This is a genomic window from Caballeronia sp. LZ029 (genome assembly GCF_031451275.1).
In the GTDB taxonomy this organism is placed as follows: Bacteria; Pseudomonadota; Gammaproteobacteria; order Burkholderiales; family Burkholderiaceae; genus Caballeronia; species Caballeronia jiangsuensis.
In genome coordinates this window covers 159,085-174,810 of record NZ_JARUXO010000003.1, presented here as the reverse complement: position 1 = coordinate 174,810, position 15,726 = coordinate 159,085, and the positions used below count along the sequence as shown (strand labels likewise).

13 protein-coding genes and 1 pseudogene are annotated in these 15,726 nt (G+C 64.2%); 2 read left to right on the top strand and 12 right to left on the bottom strand.

Features of this window, described 5'->3' with window-relative positions:
• Positions 1-4 precede the first annotated feature (4 nt).
• From QCE73_RS20155 to QCE73_RS20130, 6 genes are read right to left on the bottom strand one after another with little or no spacing between them, the layout of a single operon-like run.
• Positions 5-1,042 (bottom strand): NAD(P)-dependent alcohol dehydrogenase, encoded by a 1,038-nt coding sequence (locus QCE73_RS20155; RefSeq protein ID WP_187604341.1) that lies wholly within the window; start codon positions 1,040-1,042, stop codon positions 5-7.
• Positions 1,043-1,074: 32 nt separating this feature from the next.
• Entirely contained in the window at positions 1,075-1,821 is a 747-nt protein-coding gene (locus QCE73_RS20150; RefSeq protein WP_309883269.1) for an SDR family oxidoreductase, read from the bottom strand.
• A gap of 10 nt (positions 1,822-1,831) precedes the next feature.
• Positions 1,832-2,812 carry a sugar-binding transcriptional regulator gene (locus QCE73_RS20145; RefSeq protein WP_035505675.1) on the bottom strand — a complete coding sequence of 327 codons (981 nt, stop codon included), beginning with the start codon at positions 2,810-2,812 and terminating at the stop codon, positions 1,832-1,834.
• Positions 2,813-2,857: 45 nt separating this feature from the next.
• Positions 2,858-3,709 (bottom strand): carbohydrate ABC transporter permease, encoded by an 852-nt coding sequence (locus QCE73_RS20140; protein WP_309884173.1) that lies wholly within the window; start codon positions 3,707-3,709, stop codon positions 2,858-2,860.
• An 11-nt stretch (positions 3,710-3,720) separates the two neighbouring features.
• On the bottom strand, positions 3,721-4,650 hold the full coding sequence (locus QCE73_RS20135; protein ID WP_309883268.1) for a sugar ABC transporter permease: 930 nt from the start codon (positions 4,648-4,650) through the stop codon (positions 3,721-3,723).
• A 28-nt stretch (positions 4,651-4,678) separates the two neighbouring features.
• Positions 4,679-6,049 (bottom strand): sugar ABC transporter substrate-binding protein, encoded by a 1,371-nt coding sequence (locus QCE73_RS20130; RefSeq protein WP_309883267.1) that lies wholly within the window; start codon positions 6,047-6,049, stop codon positions 4,679-4,681.
• 176 nt (positions 6,050-6,225) lie between these two features.
• Here QCE73_RS20130 and QCE73_RS20125 point away from each other — a divergent pair, with 176 nt between their 5' ends.
• Together QCE73_RS20125 and QCE73_RS20120 are read left to right on the top strand one after the other, a co-directional pair.
• Positions 6,226-7,347, top strand: a complete 1,122-nt coding sequence (locus QCE73_RS20125) for an ABC transporter ATP-binding protein (protein WP_187604344.1) — start codon at positions 6,226-6,228, stop codon at positions 7,345-7,347.
• Positions 7,348-7,729: 382 nt separating this feature from the next.
• On the top strand, positions 7,730-8,614 hold the full coding sequence (locus QCE73_RS20120) for an EAL domain-containing protein (RefSeq protein WP_309883266.1): 885 nt from the start codon (positions 7,730-7,732) through the stop codon (positions 8,612-8,614).
• Positions 8,615-8,691: 77 nt separating this feature from the next.
• On the opposite strand, the gene QCE73_RS20115 is transcribed toward QCE73_RS20120, so the two are convergent.
• The 6 genes and pseudogenes from QCE73_RS20115 to QCE73_RS20090 all read right to left on the bottom strand — a co-directional run bounded on the left by QCE73_RS20115 (position 8,692) and on the right by QCE73_RS20090 (position 15,725).
• The gene (locus tag QCE73_RS20115) at positions 8,692-10,599 is read right to left on the bottom strand and encodes a M60 family metallopeptidase (protein WP_309883265.1); all 1,908 of its coding nucleotides are present in this window, start codon (positions 10,597-10,599) and stop codon (positions 8,692-8,694) included.
• A gap of 16 nt (positions 10,600-10,615) precedes the next feature.
• Positions 10,616-12,001: a sigma-54 dependent transcriptional regulator gene (locus QCE73_RS20110; RefSeq protein WP_309883264.1), complete on the bottom strand. Its 1,386-nt coding sequence runs from the start codon at positions 11,999-12,001 to the stop codon at positions 10,616-10,618.
• 5 nt (positions 12,002-12,006) lie between these two features.
• Entirely contained in the window at positions 12,007-13,728 is a 1,722-nt protein-coding gene (locus QCE73_RS20105) for a TadG family pilus assembly protein (protein ID WP_309883263.1), read from the bottom strand.
• 6 nt (positions 13,729-13,734) lie between these two features.
• A complete protein-coding gene (locus QCE73_RS20100) occupies positions 13,735-14,022 on the bottom strand; it encodes a DUF3613 domain-containing protein (RefSeq protein WP_404989792.1) in 288 nt (95 codons plus the stop codon).
• A gap of 40 nt (positions 14,023-14,062) precedes the next feature.
• Positions 14,063-14,764: pseudogene (locus QCE73_RS20095) on the bottom strand (pilus assembly protein); the annotation flags it as partial.
• A gap of 10 nt (positions 14,765-14,774) precedes the next feature.
• Complete coding sequence (locus QCE73_RS20090) at positions 14,775-15,725, bottom strand: type II secretion system F family protein (RefSeq protein ID WP_309883262.1); 951 nt, start codon at positions 15,723-15,725, stop codon at positions 14,775-14,777.
• Position 15,726 lies beyond the last annotated feature (1 nt).

The following is a 15,726-nucleotide window of genomic DNA, read 5'->3' as shown; positions in this document are numbered from 1 at the left end:
GATCTCATTCTTCCAGTACGATCTGCACCTTCACGTCGGTCGGCACGCCGCTCGCCGCTTCCTCGAACGCCTTGATGCCTTCCGCAAACGGGAAGGTGCGCGAGATGAACGGCTTCACATCGAGCTTGCCCGATGCGATCAACTGAATCGCACGCGGGAAGATATTGGCGTAGCGAAACACCGATTCGATGCGCGCCTCCTTGATCTGCACCGCGACCACATCGAGCGGAATCGCGTGCTGAGGCATGCCGACGAGCACGAGGCAGCCGCCGGGACACAGCAGATCGACGATGCCGTCGAACGCCTTCTCGTTGCCGCTCGCCTCAAGCACGATGTCCGCGCCCCAACCGTCCGTCAGTTCGTTGACGACATCGAGCACACGCCGGTCGCGAATGTTCACAGCGGTCACGCCTTGCACAGCGCCGATCAGATCGAGCTTCTCCTGCACGAGATCGCAGACGATCGCGCGGCTGCATCCACCCGCGAGCGCCGCGAGCGCGCACATCATGCCGATCGTGCCCGCGCCGAGCACGACGGCCACATCGCCCGGTTTGATCGCGGCTTTCTTCGCGGCCTGCAGGCCGATCGACAACGGCTCGACGATCGCGCCTTCCGCGAAGCTCACGTTATCCGGCAGCTTGTACGTGAACGCGGCCGGATGCACGACATAAGGCGCGAGACAGCCGTTGACGGGCGGCGTCGCCCAGAAGCGCACTTTCGGATCGAGGTTGTACAGACCTTCTCGCGACGCGCGCGATTCCATGTCCGGCACGCCCGGCTCCATGCAGACCCGATCGCCGGCCTTCAGATGCTTCACTTCGTCGCCCACTTCGACCACCGTGCCCGATGCCTCGTGCCCGAGCACCATCGGCTCGTTGACGACGAACGGTCCGATGCGGCCATGCTGGTAGTAATGAATATCGCTGCCGCAAATGCCGACCGTATGAATCTTGATGCGCACGTCGCGCGGACCCACGACCTGCGGCAGGCTGAACGGACGCAAGCTGATGCGTCTTGCTTCCTCGAGAACCAGTGCTTCCATCGTCGTTCCTTTGATTAGAGAAATAGGCGGGTTCAACAGGACTGGAATCCGCCGTCGACCAACAGACTCACGCCGCTCACCATGCTCGAATCGTCGGAGAGCAGATAGGCGATCGTTCGCGCCACTTCGACCGGCTGCACGAAGCGGTTCATCGGTATGCGTGCGAGCATCGGCGCGGACTTGGCGGGATCGCTCCAGGCGCGCTCGCCCATGGGCGTCATCGTGACGGTCGGCAGCACGGCGTTCACGCGGATGCCATGCGGACCGAGTTCGTTCGCCATCACGCGGGTCATGGCGTCGAGTCCGCCTTTCGATGCGCAATACGCGGCGTGCAGCGCAAAGCCAACATTCGCCGACAGACTCGACACGTTGACGATCGACCCGCCCACGCCCCGCGCGATCATGCTCTTCGCGCACTCCTGCGCGACGATCATCGTGGCGCGCAGATTCACGTTCATCGTCATGTCGAAGGCTTCGACGGTCGTGTCGAGAAACGGCTCCAGGATAGCGATGCCCGCGTTGTTCACCAGCAGATCGACGGGCTGAACCGCACGCGCCGCATCGCGGGCAGCGTGAGCATCCGCGAGATCGACGGCGATGGTTTCGCAGCCCGTCTCGTTCTTCAACGCATCGAGATCGGCGGCGCTGCGGCTCAGTGCGATCACGCGCGCGCCGCGCTCGATCAGCAGATGCACCGTCGCATGACCGATGCCCTTGCCCGCGCCCGTCACGAGCACGGTCTTGCCCGCGAATTCGCGGTTTCTGTCGATGGCTGTCATGGTGTCGTCTTCAAGGCTCGTCGCACAGACGTCTTGCGGTGTCTTCGTCGGTCACGAGCACCGACGGATAGCGCCCGCGCAACGCCGCACGCGTCACATGGAATTTCTTCTTGCCGCCACTCACGAGAATCACACGCTTCACGCGGCGCAAGTCGTCCAGCGTGATCGCGACGGTACGGCGGTTCAGCGGATGATCGATCAGCTCGCCGTCTTCATCCATGAAATGACCGAGCATGTCGCCGACCGCGCCCGCCTTCTGCAACGTGCGCAGTTGCTCGGGATTGTCGATGCCGTAAGTCACGACGAGCGATTCCGTCAGATCGCCGCACGTGAGCAATGCGAGGTCGGCGTTGCGCGCGAGTTCGTAGGTTTCGCGCACGGTTTCTTCCTGAAGGATCACGTCGCGCGCCTTCTGGCTGCTCACGTAGATCGGCGCGGCGAAGAGATAACCATCGGCGCGGCAGATGTTCGCGAAGTCCGACACGATATCGAACGTATTGATGCTCGGGCAATGCGACAGGCCGCCCTGCAACGACACCGCCGACACCGCGCCATACGTGCGCTGCGGCATCGCGCGCAGCACGGCGCGGATCGTTCGGCCCCAGCCGAGACCGATGGTCTGCCCTGCCACTATCTGCTTCGCGAAGTACGACGCCGCGCCGATGCCGAGCGCCGCGTTGTTCGCTTCGTTGTTCGCGCCGGTCGGCACGACGACCGCGCATTCGAGGCCGAAGCGTTTCGCGAGCGCTTCTTCCAGCGCGACGCACGGCGCGATCTTGCTGTTGATCGTGATCTGCACGAGACCGGATTCGCGGCTCGCGGCAAGCAGCCGGTTCACGCGCACGCGGTTGCTGCCGATGCGTTGCGCGATCTCCTGCTGCGTCAGATTGCCGACGTAGTAATGCCACGCGACGCGCGCCTGCAGCTCTTCTTCCGAGTCGATGGAATCGTCCGCTTCCGCGATGGCGATGGGCGGTGCGCTCTTGCTCATGCTTGTGGTCATGCTGTCCGTTGTTTGGTGAAAGGCCGCGGCATTCTATTTCACCGCGCCCATCGTCAGTCCTTGCACCAGCCGGCCCGACACGAGCAACGCGAACACGACCATCGGCAGCACGATCAGCGTGCCCGTCGCCATGATCTCGCCCCACGGCAATTCATATCCGCTCATGTAGCTCGTCGCGGCGACGGGCGATGTGATCGCGTCGCTGCGCGTCAGCACGAGCGCGTACAGCAGATCGTTCCACGAGAAGATGAACGCGAAGATCGCGGAGACGACGATGCCCGGCATCGCGAGCGGCAGATTGATGCGCCAGAACACGCGCCACGGCGACGCGCCGTCGAGACGCGCGGCCTCGTCGAGTTCCACCGGAATGTTGCGGAACTGATCGGTGCAAATCCATACGACGATGGGCAACGAGAACGTCAGATACAGCAGGATCAGCACGATATGCGTATCGACGAGATCGAGCTTCGTCGCGATCAGGAAGAACGGCACCGCGAGCACGACCGGGCTCACCATGCGGTTCGAGATGAACCAGAACCACAGGTCTTCCTTGCCGCGAAATTCGTAGCGTGCGAGCGCATACGCGGCGGGCGTGCCGAGCAGGATCGCGAGCACCGTCGTGCTGCTCGCGATGATGAGCGAATTCAGCAGGCTGCCCGCGACGTCATGCTCGAAGAGCGCCGCCGAGTAGTGATGAAATGTCGGCGAGAAGAGCCACTTCGGCGGATACGCGAGCGCATCGGCCTGGCTTTTCAGGCTCGTCGTGACCATCCAGTAGAACGGAAACACCGACGACAGAAACACGACGACGAGACCGAGAAAATGCCATACCGTGGCGCGTGTTCTTGCGGCGCGTGCGCGCTTTGCGCGTTGCGTGACTGGCATGTCGATCGAACTCACGCGGCCTCCCGATACACGAAACGGATATAAAGACGCGACAGCACGATCGTCAGGATGAGCAGGATGATCGCCTGTGCGGACGCCATGCCCTGATCGAAGAGACGAAAGCCCACGCGCTGGATATAGACGCTGATGAATTCCGTCGCGGCGCCGGGTCCGCCGCGCGTCATGGTGAAGACGGCGTCGAACATCTTGAGCATGTCGGCGGAGCGAAGAATGAGAATGGCCGTGAGACCCGGAAGCAGATACGGACGCTGCAAGTGCCAGAGAATCATGCTCCACTTCGGCGTTTCGAGGCGCGCGGCTTCCTCGGCTTCCTTCGGCACCATCGAGAGTCCGGCGAGCAGGATCAGCGCGCAGAACGGCGTCCATTGCCAGATATCCATGATCATCACGGAGACGAACGCGAGTGTCGGGTCCGCGAGCCAGTCCTGCGGCGGAATGCCGATGAGGCCGGTCAGATAGTTCGCCACGCCGAACTGACGATTGAAGATCAAGCGGCCGATGAGGCCGACGACCGCATACGTCGTCGCCATCGGAATGACGAGGCTCACGCGCGCCGCCGCGCGCATCCACGGCAATTCCATGCGATGAAGCATGAGCGCGGCGAAGAGCCCGAGCGCGATCTCGATCGGCAACGTGAGGCACAGGAACAATGCCGTGCGTCCGAGCGCGCCCCAGAAGCTCGGATCGGTCAGCGTCGCAACATAGTTGTCGAAGCCGATGAACGGCGTGCCCGAAGCGAGATCCGCGAGCTTGTATTGATGAAACGAGTTATAGAGCGCAAGCAGCAGCGGATAGATGCCGATGATCGCGAGCGCGGCGATCGCGGGTATCAGGAACCAGAAGGCGGGCGAGCGCGGCACGACGCCGAAATAGCGCGCGGGCTTGCGCGGCCCTCGCGCACGCATTGCAGGTGATGCCATTCGATCGCCTCCGGTTCCTTGAATGAAATTACTTCAGCAAAGGCTTCTTGCCGTCGTAATAGCCCGCTTTCTTCAGGATGTCCTCGGTCTTCTGACCGATGGTCTGCGCGCCTTCCTTCACCGTCACCTGACCGAGCATCATCTTGCTGCCCCATTCGCCGATGACCTCCGACACGGCAGGCCATTCCGGGAAGCGCGGACGATAATCCGGCACGCCGCCCTGCCACGATTCGACCATCGGCTTCACGAACGGGTACTTGTCCTGCACGGCCTTGTCCTGATAGATCGCCATGCGCGCCGGCACGCCGCCCGCTTCGAGATAAGGCTTCGCCATCGCTTCGGACGTGATCCATTGAATGAAGAGCCACGACGCCGCCTGCTTCTTCGCGTTCGACTTCGCGTTCACTGCAAGCGAGAAGCCGCCGAGCGCGGGCTTGAGGCCGGCGGGACCCTTCGGCTCGGTGGTGATCGCAAGACAGTTGCCGAGCTTCGACTTGCTCGGATCGGTCAGCGTCGGATAGAACGCGGACCATTCGGTGATCATCGCGACCTGACCTTGCGCAAGCGCGTTCACCGCTTCAGCATGATCGAAGTCGACGATGCCCGGCGGCATGTACTTCATCAGCTTCTGCCGATATTCGAGGCCCGCCTGCGATTGCGGCGACATCAGATTCGACTTGAACTTCGCATCGAGCAGCGAGCCGCCGTTCGGCCACAGCACGCGCATGAAGCTATCCGCCGATTGCGTCTCGCCGCGCCGCGACTGCAACGCGAAGGCGAACTTGTCGCCCTTCGTGAGCTTCGGCGCATAGGTGTTGAGCAACTCGTCCCAGGTCTTCGGCGGCTCGTCGAAACCGGCGTCCTTCAACATGCACTTGTTGTAGAACATGAGGCCGGAATAGTTATCGAACGGCAAACCGTATGCGACCTTGTCCCATGTGCCGAACGAATCGAGCAGGATCGGGAAGAAGCCCTTCAGATTCAGGTTCGGGTCCGCGAGCTTCGGATCGTCGGTGAACTTCTTGATCGGCACGAGCCACTTGTTGCTCGCGAATTCGCCGATCCACACGACATCGACGAGCACGATGTCCTGATCGCCGCCGCCCACGAAGTTGAGCACTTCCTTCTCGCGCGTGTTCTCGTACGGAATCACTTCCCAGCGCACCTTGATGCCCGTCTCTTTCTCGAACTGCGGGATCAGTTGCTGCGCGGCCTTGTAGCCGGGGCGATCGAGAAAGATGGCCTTGATCGTGGTGCCCGAATACGGCTGCGCCGCTTCCTTCAGAGTCCAGGCCTGCGCGTTCGATGCGGCGAACGCCGCGCTCGCCGCCAAGAGCGCGACTGCCGCGACGTGTTTGATCGGCCCGAGCTGCGTGGCCGGGATGAAGCGCTTCTTCATGCCTGTCTCCTTGGTTTTTATCGAGCGGGTGAGGCTTGCGGGTTCGGTTTCGTCCTGCGTCGTTTCACTTGTAATTTCGGTTTTACAATTGTATATTTTGGCGCGAACAGGTTGTCAAGAAGAATTCGACGATGCGTCCGATGCTGCATTGCCGCAGCGGCACAGGGAGACAACGTATGAGCGCAGTTCATTTGCAGCAAATTCGCAAGGCCTTTGCGGGCGTGGATGTTCTGAAGGGCGTGGACATCGAGGTGACCGATCGCGAGTTCATGGTCTTCGTCGGTCCTTCGGGGTGCGGAAAATCCACCTTGCTTCGCACCATCGCCGGACTGGAGCGCAGCGATTCCGGGCAAGTGCTGATCGGCGGCGAGGATGTCACCGACCTCGAGCCCTCGCAACGCGGCGTCGCGATGGTGTTTCAGTCGTATGCGCTCTATCCGCATATGTCGGTGTACGAGAACATCGCGTTCGGGCTGCGTATGCTCAAGTTGCCCGAAGCGCAGATCAAGGAGCGCGTGCATCGCGCGGCGGAAATTCTGCAGATCGGCCAGTTGCTCGAACGACGTCCGCGCGCGTTGTCGGGCGGGCAGCGTCAGCGCGTCGCGATCGGCCGCTCGATCGTGCGCGAACCGAAGGTCTTTCTCTTCGACGAACCGCTCTCCAATCTCGATGCCGCGTTGCGCGTGCAGATGCGCCTCGAACTCATCAAGCTGCACAAGCAGCTCAACGCGACGATGATCTACGTCACGCACGATCAGACCGAAGCCATGACGATGGCCGATCGCATCGTCGTGCTGAATCACGGCCGCGTCGAGCAGATCGGCTCGCCGCTCGAACTGTATCGCACGCCGCACAATCGCTTCGTTGCAGGCTTCATCGGCTCGCCGAAGATGAACTTCATGGACGTGCGCGTGATGCGCGTCGATGCCGCGGGCGTCACCATCGAATTGCCCGGCGGCGAGCCGCTCACGCTGCCGTTCGCCGCTTCCACCGTGAGAGCGGGCGAAACGCTCACGCTCGGCATACGGCCCGAGCATTTCATCGAAGCATGCGGCGGCGATATCGATAGCGGCCTGTCCGGCGAAGTCATGGTGATCGAGCATCTCGGCGGCGAGACGCTGTTGCATGTGCGGCTGCCTAACGAGCTCGTGATTCAGGTGAAAGGCTCGGGTGAATCGACGGCCGTCGAAGGACAGCGGCTGAACGCGGGCTTCAGCATTCGCCACGTGCATCTGTTCCGCGAGGACGGCAGCGCGCTCGAACGGATGCGGCCAGTGGAGCAGACCGCGACCGCCTGACGGTCGAGTTTGCGGGAGATTGCTTTTTGATCGCGAGATGACCGGCACGCGCGGTCCATATGCCGCTAGTCGGGATTACAAATGTTCCAGGATCGTTCGGCACAAACTGCAAAACCGCATCAGAATGCCGCTCGATGCAACAGCCGCTTATGTGCGGCACCCCACATAGCGCGTAACACGTCACGAATTCGTTACGTAACCCTGAACGCAACGTAACGCCTTGGTAACGCCTTGTAGCGCAAGCGTGACGGTCTGCAACGGCGCGCAAACGTTATCCCGCATGGAAGACCGGCGTGAAACGCTTCGTATCGCGCACAGACGCCGCCTCTGGCATGAGTCGTGCAACCGCTCCCACGACCAACTGGGAGGGGATGGCTCAAGCATGAACAGAACGACACACGGCTCGCCTGTCGCGAAAGCCGCGCCGAACTCGGATCATGCATTCAGGCATCGCATACTCGATGGCCTCAAGGCCGGAGAATTCTGCATCGCCTATCAGGGAATATACCGAGTCGACAGCGGCGAACTCGCGCAAATGGAAGCGTTGATTCGCTGGCGTCATCCGGAATACGGCGTATTGCTGCCGGGCGCATTCAGCGACGCGTTCAAGGACGCGGAGATCATGCGCGAACTCACATGGTTCGTGCTGGACGCCGTCGCGTCCGAGATCGAGGCATGGCGAGCACGCGGCGGCAAGCATTATTCGGTCGCGGTGAATGTGCCGCCTTCGGTCGCGGCGCTGCCCGGCTTCGCGGATCGCATGGACTCGATCTGCCGCGCGCACGGCGTTACGCCCGATTGCATCGAACTCGAATTGCTGGAGAGCGAGGATCTGGCGCGCATGCCGTCGATGCCGAAGGTGGTGAGGCATCTCAAGAACAAGGGCGTGAGCGTGGCGATGGACGATTTCGGCACGGGCTATTCGTGTCTCGCCGCGCTTGGTCCGATCGACTTCGGCACTGTGAAAATCGCAAGGGAACTGCTGGCCGAAGCGCCGCGCTGCCCGAATGCGTGTCTGGTGTTTTCGTCGGTGCTCGCGCTGCTGACGCGGCTCAAGGTAGCGATCGTCGTCGAGGGTGTCGAGACGGCGGCGCAGGCGCAGTGGCTCGCACAATGGCCGCATGTGCTCGCGCAGGGCTTCTTTCTCGCGCGGCCCGCATTCGGCATCGATAACGTGCCTGGTGCGCGTACCGGCCGCGCGATGACGCGGCGCAGGACGACGCGGCGCGACGAGTCCCGGAGCATGCGGCTTGCCGATGCGGCGTGAAGTATCGAAGCGTTTCTGGCAGCCCTCGTAAAGCCAGAACTTGGCCGACGCCTCGCGCGTCGGCGTCTTTTTTGGCTTCAAATCCTCGTACGCGTCAAATCCATCGCGGGCGCCTTCAGCTTCAACCCACCGATCGCCGCGCGCGTGCCCGCATCGACCGGCAGTCCCCATCGCTCGAAGAACTCCCTCAAATCCAGATTCGCCGCGATACACGCGCGCAGCACGAAGGTCTGCACTTCGCGCTTCTCGCCGCCTTCATCCTCCGTCAGCGGATGCAGCCGATAATACTTGTGCAGCCGCGCATAGAAGCCGTCGCCGAGCGCGCGGCGCAACTGTTCGTACATCACGAGCCTGATCCAGAGCGCTTCGGACGGCACCGGAAACGACGCATCGTCGAGAAAATTGCGCGACGGCTGCGCAAGATAAAGCGCCGCGAGATCCAGCCGATTCTTTCTGCCTCGCGCATCGACGACCTGTAGCAACGGCGAAGCCATCGGCGTGCCGAGACGTTGCAGCGCATGCAGCGAGTAGAGGTTCACCGTCGTCTCCGTGACGCCCGGCCACGTCCAGTCCCATTGCTGATACATGTGGCCCATCTCGTGCCACACGCCCCATTCATCGGCCTTCGCGGGCTGAAGCAAAGTCTCGGCGGCGCTGTTCAAAGGCAGGCCGATCATGTAGTACGTCGCGTACAGATACGTGTTCTGCAACTCCGCGTGCGTGGAAATCGCGTCCTGCACGAAATGCACGCGCAATGGCGAAGGCGCATCGAGCGCGCTGAATCCGTCGAGCCCGGACAGTTCATCGTGATAGCCCATGATGCGCTCGACGTAGCCGAGCAGCGTGGCCGGGTCCGCCGCGCCCGCCTTGTCGTACATCGAACGCGCGACGGTGAACATCGTGCGCCTGCCGACCATCTCGACGAGCGGCGCATCGGCATAACGTTGCAGCATCGCGCGCCATTCGAGGAGCGTCGTCGTGCCTTCGACGTAGAACGGCACGGCACGGCCGCCTTCGCGCACGAAGACATCGACGGAAGTACGCGGCCGCTCGTTGAATCCGCTATCGATATATTCGAAGTAAAGCAAGCCATCGCGCGACGCGACGAATTCATTGCGCCCTTCCGTCGCGAGGATCGTCTGCGGATCGCCTGCGGGCTGACGCCGGTAGAAGCCGTTCTTGTTGCCGACCATGATGACGAGGCCATCGGGGCCATCGTCGGCGAGACCGCTCACGTCGATCACGACGGACTCGCCCTTCGACACATACAGCCCCGACGGATGAGAATCGGTCCAGCGAAAGCCGCCGAGCCTGCCGGCTTCGATCGCATCGGGCGCATATGCGCTCAGGTGATAGCGCTTCGCGGCGTTGTCATAGGTCGATTGCGGGGCTGCATCGAGCGTGCGATACGCATGTTCGGCGTCTTCGTTGTGCACCTCGTACAGACGCCATTGTCCGGCCTGCGCGTTCGCTTCGACCAACGCGCCGTCGCGCAGCGCATGATGCGCGACGACGAGGCCCGTCCTCGTGCCGGTCGCCGCGATGGTCACCGCGTTCGCATCGGCTTCGATGCTCCAGTTCTGCCGCGCTTCGCCCGATGGCGCTTCGAGATCCACGCGCGCGCCGAGCGTCACGTATCGTCCGTAGAGCTTCGAATACAGGCGAAAGCCGCTGCCCTCTTTATCGACAGTCCATATCTGCGCCGCGGCCAGCTCGGGCGTCCACTTCGACTGGACGAGCGCGATCGTGCCGTCCGCTTGCTGGTGCGCCGTCAATGCCTTGAACGAAGCGTTCGACACGATATAGAACTCGCCTTCGCCGACTTTCACGCCCGCGCCGTAAGGCACCTGCATCGCGCCGGGCATCACCGCAAAGCGCGAAACGCGCACGGCGTCGTGCGGATAAAAGGTCATCGGCGCGTAATAGCGCGACGCGGCATGCGCGTCGCACAACGCCAGGATCAACAGCCACGCTCGCCATCGCATGCTCGTATCCTCCGCGCTACATCGGCCGTGTCTCCGGCTCTTCGTCGAAGATCTGGAACTTGCGCATCTTTTCCCACAGCACCTTGCGGCTGATGCCGAGATACTGCGCCGTATCCTGTCTTCTCCAGCCGTTTGCGTCGAGCGCCGCGATCACGCGATTGCGCTCGTTCATGTCCCACTTGCTACGATCGACCAGCAAGTCCGATCCGCCTTCCGGCGCGGCCCTCGCATTGCGTGCGAGCACGAGCAGGCGCTTCACGCGCGCTTCGTCCCACGCGCCGAGTTGCCGCACCGTCACGCCCACACGCTCCGCCAGATTGCGCAGCTCGCGCACGTTGCCGGGGAAATACACATCGGCGACGGCATCGGCGAGCCAGTACGGCAGCTCGGGCAACGCATCGAGCTTCTCCTTGCCGATGACATCGCTGATGAACGCCTTGAAGAGCGCGATCTCGTCGGTCCCGCCGCGCTCTTCGAGCGAAGGAATTTTCAGCTCGATCACCGCGAGACGGTAATACAGGTCCGCGCGAAACGCGCCTTCCTTCACGAGTTGCGGCAGGCACTTGTTGCTCGCCGCGATGAGCCGGAATTCGAGCCGCACGGGCGTTGCCGAGCCGATGCGCGTGACCGCCTGATCTTCCAGCACGCGCAGGAGCTTCACTTGCTGATAGAGCGGCAAGTCGCCGATCTCGTCGAGAAAAAGCGTGCCGCCGTTCGCCTGCTCGAAATAGCCCTTGTGCGCGAGCACCGCGCCCGTGAACGAACCTTTCGCATGTCCGAAGAAGAGCGATTCGAAAAGACCATCGGGGATCGCGCCGCAGTTCACCGGCACGAACGGACCGTCGCGATAACGCGTGTGCTTCTCGTGCAGCAGTTGCGCGATGCGCTCCTTGCCGACGCCCGTCTCGCCATGCAGCAGCACGCTCGTGTCGCAATCGGCGAAGGTATCGACTTCGTGCAGCAGCGTCTGCATGCACTCCGCATGGGCGATCAATGCGTGCGACGCCTGCGTGTCCTCGCCGTGCGCGCGCAGTTGCCGCGCGAGCTTCGCGACCATCGCGCGCAATTCCGCGCCGGTGAAATCGAGCGGCAGGATATGCGAATAGTCCGGCGGAAACATCGACGGATCGCGCTCGCGCGGTGCCGCACCGACCCAGACCACCGGCATCGAATGACGCGCTTCCCAGTCGCGCAACACGAACGCGCCGCCATCGATCACGCTCACGCTGATGATCGCGAGCGCGGGACGGTCGGACTCGCGCGGCGCGCTGATCGACGTGCCGTCCGCGCGCAGCACGTCCACGTCCTGACCCGACATCGCACGCACCACGCGTTCGACGACGTCGGCCTTGCCCTCCCATACGTGGATATCGAGACCATCGATTTTGCTGTTCTGTCTCATGTCGTTCAATAAGCCAGTTGCGACTCGCCGCACGTGAGCGACAAGTCGTGAATCATGCTCGTTCCCACTTGCGCGCCGAGCAGTTGCAGGACAGGCACGAGCACCTGATCGAGGCCCGTGAGCACGGTCGCGAGCATCGGCACCAGAAGGCCGAGCAACAGCGGCGCGACGGTGTTGAGCAGCAAGGGCGGCAGGATCGGCGACGTGACCGCGAGGCCGCCCGGCGCCGAGAGACTCGCGCCGAGGCCCGAGAGCGCATTGGCGAGCGACGCGCCCGGCGCCGACGGAACCGCCTGATAGTCGTCGCCGTTGCCGCTCACGCCGTCGAAGGACAGCGTCGCGGAGGACGCGGGCATCGTCGCGGGCAGGCTCGCGGCGAGGCTCACGGTCAGCAGATTTGGCACGGTGACGAGCGTGGCGGGCTGCGTGCAACTGAATGCGCCCATGTTCGCGGGCGTATCGCCGACGCAGACGTTCGCGATGCCCGTCTGCACGCCGATCACCGAGCGGCGCGCCGACGCCGCGCCCTGGCATTGCGTCAACACGAGCCACGCGGCGCCGGGCGCCACTTCGATATAGAGCGGCAGATGCACCATCGGCTGGGCGCCGCCGAAGCCCACGGGCAAGGGCAATTGCAGCACGCTGACATCGACGAACGCACGCACCTGCGCGGTGCGCGCGAGCGTGCGCCAGTTGCCGCTCGCGTCCTTGCCCGCTTCGCCGATGGCGAGCACCGGCGGCTGCACGATCTGCACCTTGAGCGCCGCCGCAATCACCCCCGGCAGCGTCAGCCCCGCGCCGACGGTCGCGGCGGCCTTGCCCGCCTGCGCGATCTCCGCCGTCACGAGCAAGGCTTCGAGCGGGCTGACGGTGGCATCGAGCGCGCTTTGCGTGTTCGTGAGCCCGACCGACAGCAGTCCCGGCGCGCCGCCGATGCTGCCGAGCGCAATCGTCTGGTTGCCGGGGATGTTCGCGTCGACGATCGCGCCCATCGCGCCGAGCGCGGTCGAGAGATTCGCGTTCGCCACGTTCGTCGTCTGCAGCGCGGTGAGCATCAGTCTGGCGATCTGCGCGGCGGTGAGCTTCGTCGCGAGCAGTTGATCGACCGTGCCGACGCCCGCCGCCGTGACGAGATCGCCGACACGCACGCGCGCATCCGCGAGCCCCTGATACGACACCAGCGACAGATTGAGATTCGTGCCGAAGAGCGCATTGAGCAGGCTATTCACCGTGCCCGCGCCGATGCTCGCGAGCGTCGTGCCGATCGAAAACGCGCCGACGTCCGTCGATTTGGCGATGGCCGTCGCCGTCACTTGCCGCGCGGGTCCGAGAAAGAAGTAAGGCACCGTGCGCGAGGCCGTCACTTTCACGGCGTTGGCAGGCGTGCCGCTCGTCGAGAAGTAGTCGGGCGCTGCGTTCGTCTGCGCGTCCCAGCGCCCGCAGGAGACCGTCAGGCCGTGGCCCGTGGCCGATGGATCGAAGCCGTTGCTCGTCGCGCTGCCGTTCGCGGTGGCCGTCGCGCGCGTGCAGGCGGCATCGACGACTTGCGCGCCCGCGCTCGCCGAAAGATCGACGACGCTTTGCAGGCTGCGCCGCGCGAAAAAGAGATTGCCGATATCGATCGCACCGAGCGCGGCGACGGCGACCACGAGCCAGATCGCCGCGAGCGTGCCCGCCGCGCCGCGCTGGCGCTGCTGGGCCGACACGATGTATCGATGCGTCGTCATCAACGGTCAGTTCATGTCGCGATAGTTCACGTCGAGCGATGGCCGCCCGGCGTCTTCGAACGAAGAGCCGTAGCGCGCCGGAATCGGCGTGTCGAACGACTTGAGGTAGCGCTCGTAGGCCGCGCCCGCCTGCGCGCCGGGCATCGGCTGCGCGGGCGCCGACGCCGCGTTGCTCGCCTGAAGCGTGAGCCAGGTCTGCGTCGCGTGGCCGATCTCGCTTGCGCTCTGCGCGCGCGCCGTGTGCTGCAATGCGCCGCAAGCCATGCACAGCACGAGCATGCCGATTCGTTTCATCCGCTTCTCCTCATCGTCGATATCAGCGTGACGCGACGCTTGCGCGCGCCGCATCGGCGACGCGCTTCGCATCGCCGCGAATCGCCTGCTGCACATCCGCCGAAAACTTCTGCTGCGTCATCAGGCCCTGCGCGTTCGCCGCCTGGCCGCTCGCGAGCAGAAACAGCGCGACGTTGCTCAGGATCTTCGGATTGTTCGGCGCGAGTTCGGCGGCCTTCATGAGCGGCACGCGCGCGCCCGCGACATCGCCCATGCGCAGCCGCGCGTAACCGAGATCGGACAGCGTGAGCGCATCGGTCGGCGCACGCGTCGATGCGGCCTCGAAGCGCTGCGTCGCGCCCGCGAAATCGCCCGCCTCGCCCGCGAGCAGGCCGAGACCGCGCAGGCCGCGCGCGGCGAGCGGCGTGCCGGCAAGGCGCGCATAGGCGGCGGCGCTCGCGTCGGGCTGGCCGGTCTGCCGCAGCGCGTCGGCGCGCAGAAGAATCGTGTCGGGCGATTCGCCGTATTGCTGCTCGTATGCGTCGATATGCGCGAGCGACGCGAACCAGAGCCCCTGCGTCTGCATCCGGTCGATGAGCGCGAGATACATGCCGGGCGTATCGGGCGCGGCGTCCTTCTGCTGCGCCTGATCGAGCGCGGCCTGACGCTCGGCCTGAATGCCGACGCCATAGCCGTTTTCCTGCTTCGTCGCGCAGCCGGCGAGCGTCGCGCAGATCAGGGGCAAAACGAGTGCACGAATCATGAGCATCCCTTTATCGATGAAGCGCCGACAGCGAACGCACCACCGCGATGAAGCCCGGCCCCGCCGTGACGATCAGCAACGCAGGCAGGAGCGTGATGACCATGACGCCCGTCATCTTCACGGTGAGCTTGCCGATGCGCTCGCGCAGCCGCGCGCGGCGCGTTTCGCGCAGGCGGTCGCCGAATTGCTTAAGCGGCTCCTGCACCGCGCCGCCATGCTTTTCGACCTGAACGATGAGCCGCACGATCGCGGCGAGATCCTCGTTGTCGTAACTCGTCGAGAGGCGCTTCATCGACTGCTCGCGAGTGCGGCCGGTGGCGAACTGCGCCTGCGCGAGCGCGAGTTCCATCGACAGCACGGGCAGCACGTTCCTGAAGTCCTGAATCATCACTTGCAGGCTCTGATCGAGCGACAGCCCGACGCCTTGCAGGAGCCGCAACAGATCGACGAACATCGGCAGTTCGCCGTTCACCGCACTCTGACGCGCGTTCGCGCGGCGGCGCACGAACCACTTCGGCGCCATGAAGCCCGCCGACAGCGCCATGAACAGCAGCAGCACGAAGCGCGCGCCCTGCGCCGCGCTGTGCCCGAACACGAGCAATGCGAGCGGCGCCGCGAGCGCCCCCGCGATGCGCGCCGCGAGGAAATGGCCGCGCGCGCCGGCGTCGAGATAGCCGCAGCGTTCGAGCAGCCTACGATCCTCCTCCGCGACCGCGATGCGCCCGAACGGCGTATCGAGCCACGCGGCGCTCGCGCGGCCGAGCGCGGCGAGCACGCCTACGCCTATTCGCGGCGTCGTCTCCTGCGCGGGCGGCGTCGTCGTGCGCTCCTTCAACGCATGATCGAGCGTGCGCGCCGAACGCTGCATGCGCGCGTAGCGGCCGAGCGCGAGCACGCCGCACAGACCCGCCCCGAGCGCGGCGGCTGCGAGCGCGAAAGCGCCGAGCAAGGCGGGCGTCATG

Coding starts and splice junctions, on each gene's coding strand:
- QCE73_RS20090 (WP_309883262.1), bottom strand. CDS start 15,725: ATGACGCCCGCCTTGCTCGGCGCTTTCGCGCTCGCAGCCGCCGCGCTC.
- QCE73_RS20155 (WP_187604341.1), bottom strand. CDS start 1,042: ATGGAAGCACTGGTTCTCGAGGAAGCAAGACGCATCAGCTTGCGTCCG.
- QCE73_RS20130 (WP_309883267.1), bottom strand. CDS start 6,049: ATGAAGAAGCGCTTCATCCCGGCCACGCAGCTCGGGCCGATCAAACAC.
- QCE73_RS20120 (WP_309883266.1), top strand. CDS start 7,730: ATGAACAGAACGACACACGGCTCGCCTGTCGCGAAAGCCGCGCCGAAC.
- QCE73_RS20145 (WP_035505675.1), bottom strand. CDS start 2,812: ATGAGCAAGAGCGCACCGCCCATCGCCATCGCGGAAGCGGACGATTCC.
- QCE73_RS20110 (WP_309883264.1), bottom strand. CDS start 12,001: ATGAGACAGAACAGCAAAATCGATGGTCTCGATATCCACGTATGGGAG.
- QCE73_RS20105 (WP_309883263.1), bottom strand. CDS start 13,728: ATGACGACGCATCGATACATCGTGTCGGCCCAGCAGCGCCAGCGCGGC.
- QCE73_RS20140 (WP_309884173.1), bottom strand. CDS start 3,709: ATGCCAGTCACGCAACGCGCAAAGCGCGCACGCGCCGCAAGAACACGC.
- QCE73_RS20115 (WP_309883265.1), bottom strand. CDS start 10,599: ATGCGATGGCGAGCGTGGCTGTTGATCCTGGCGTTGTGCGACGCGCAT.
- QCE73_RS20125 (WP_187604344.1), top strand. CDS start 6,226: ATGAGCGCAGTTCATTTGCAGCAAATTCGCAAGGCCTTTGCGGGCGTG.
- QCE73_RS20135 (WP_309883268.1), bottom strand. CDS start 4,650: ATGGCATCACCTGCAATGCGTGCGCGAGGGCCGCGCAAGCCCGCGCGC.
- QCE73_RS20150 (WP_309883269.1), bottom strand. CDS start 1,821: ATGACAGCCATCGACAGAAACCGCGAATTCGCGGGCAAGACCGTGCTC.
- QCE73_RS20100 (WP_404989792.1), bottom strand. CDS start 14,022: ATGAAACGAATCGGCATGCTCGTGCTGTGCATGGCTTGCGGCGCATTG.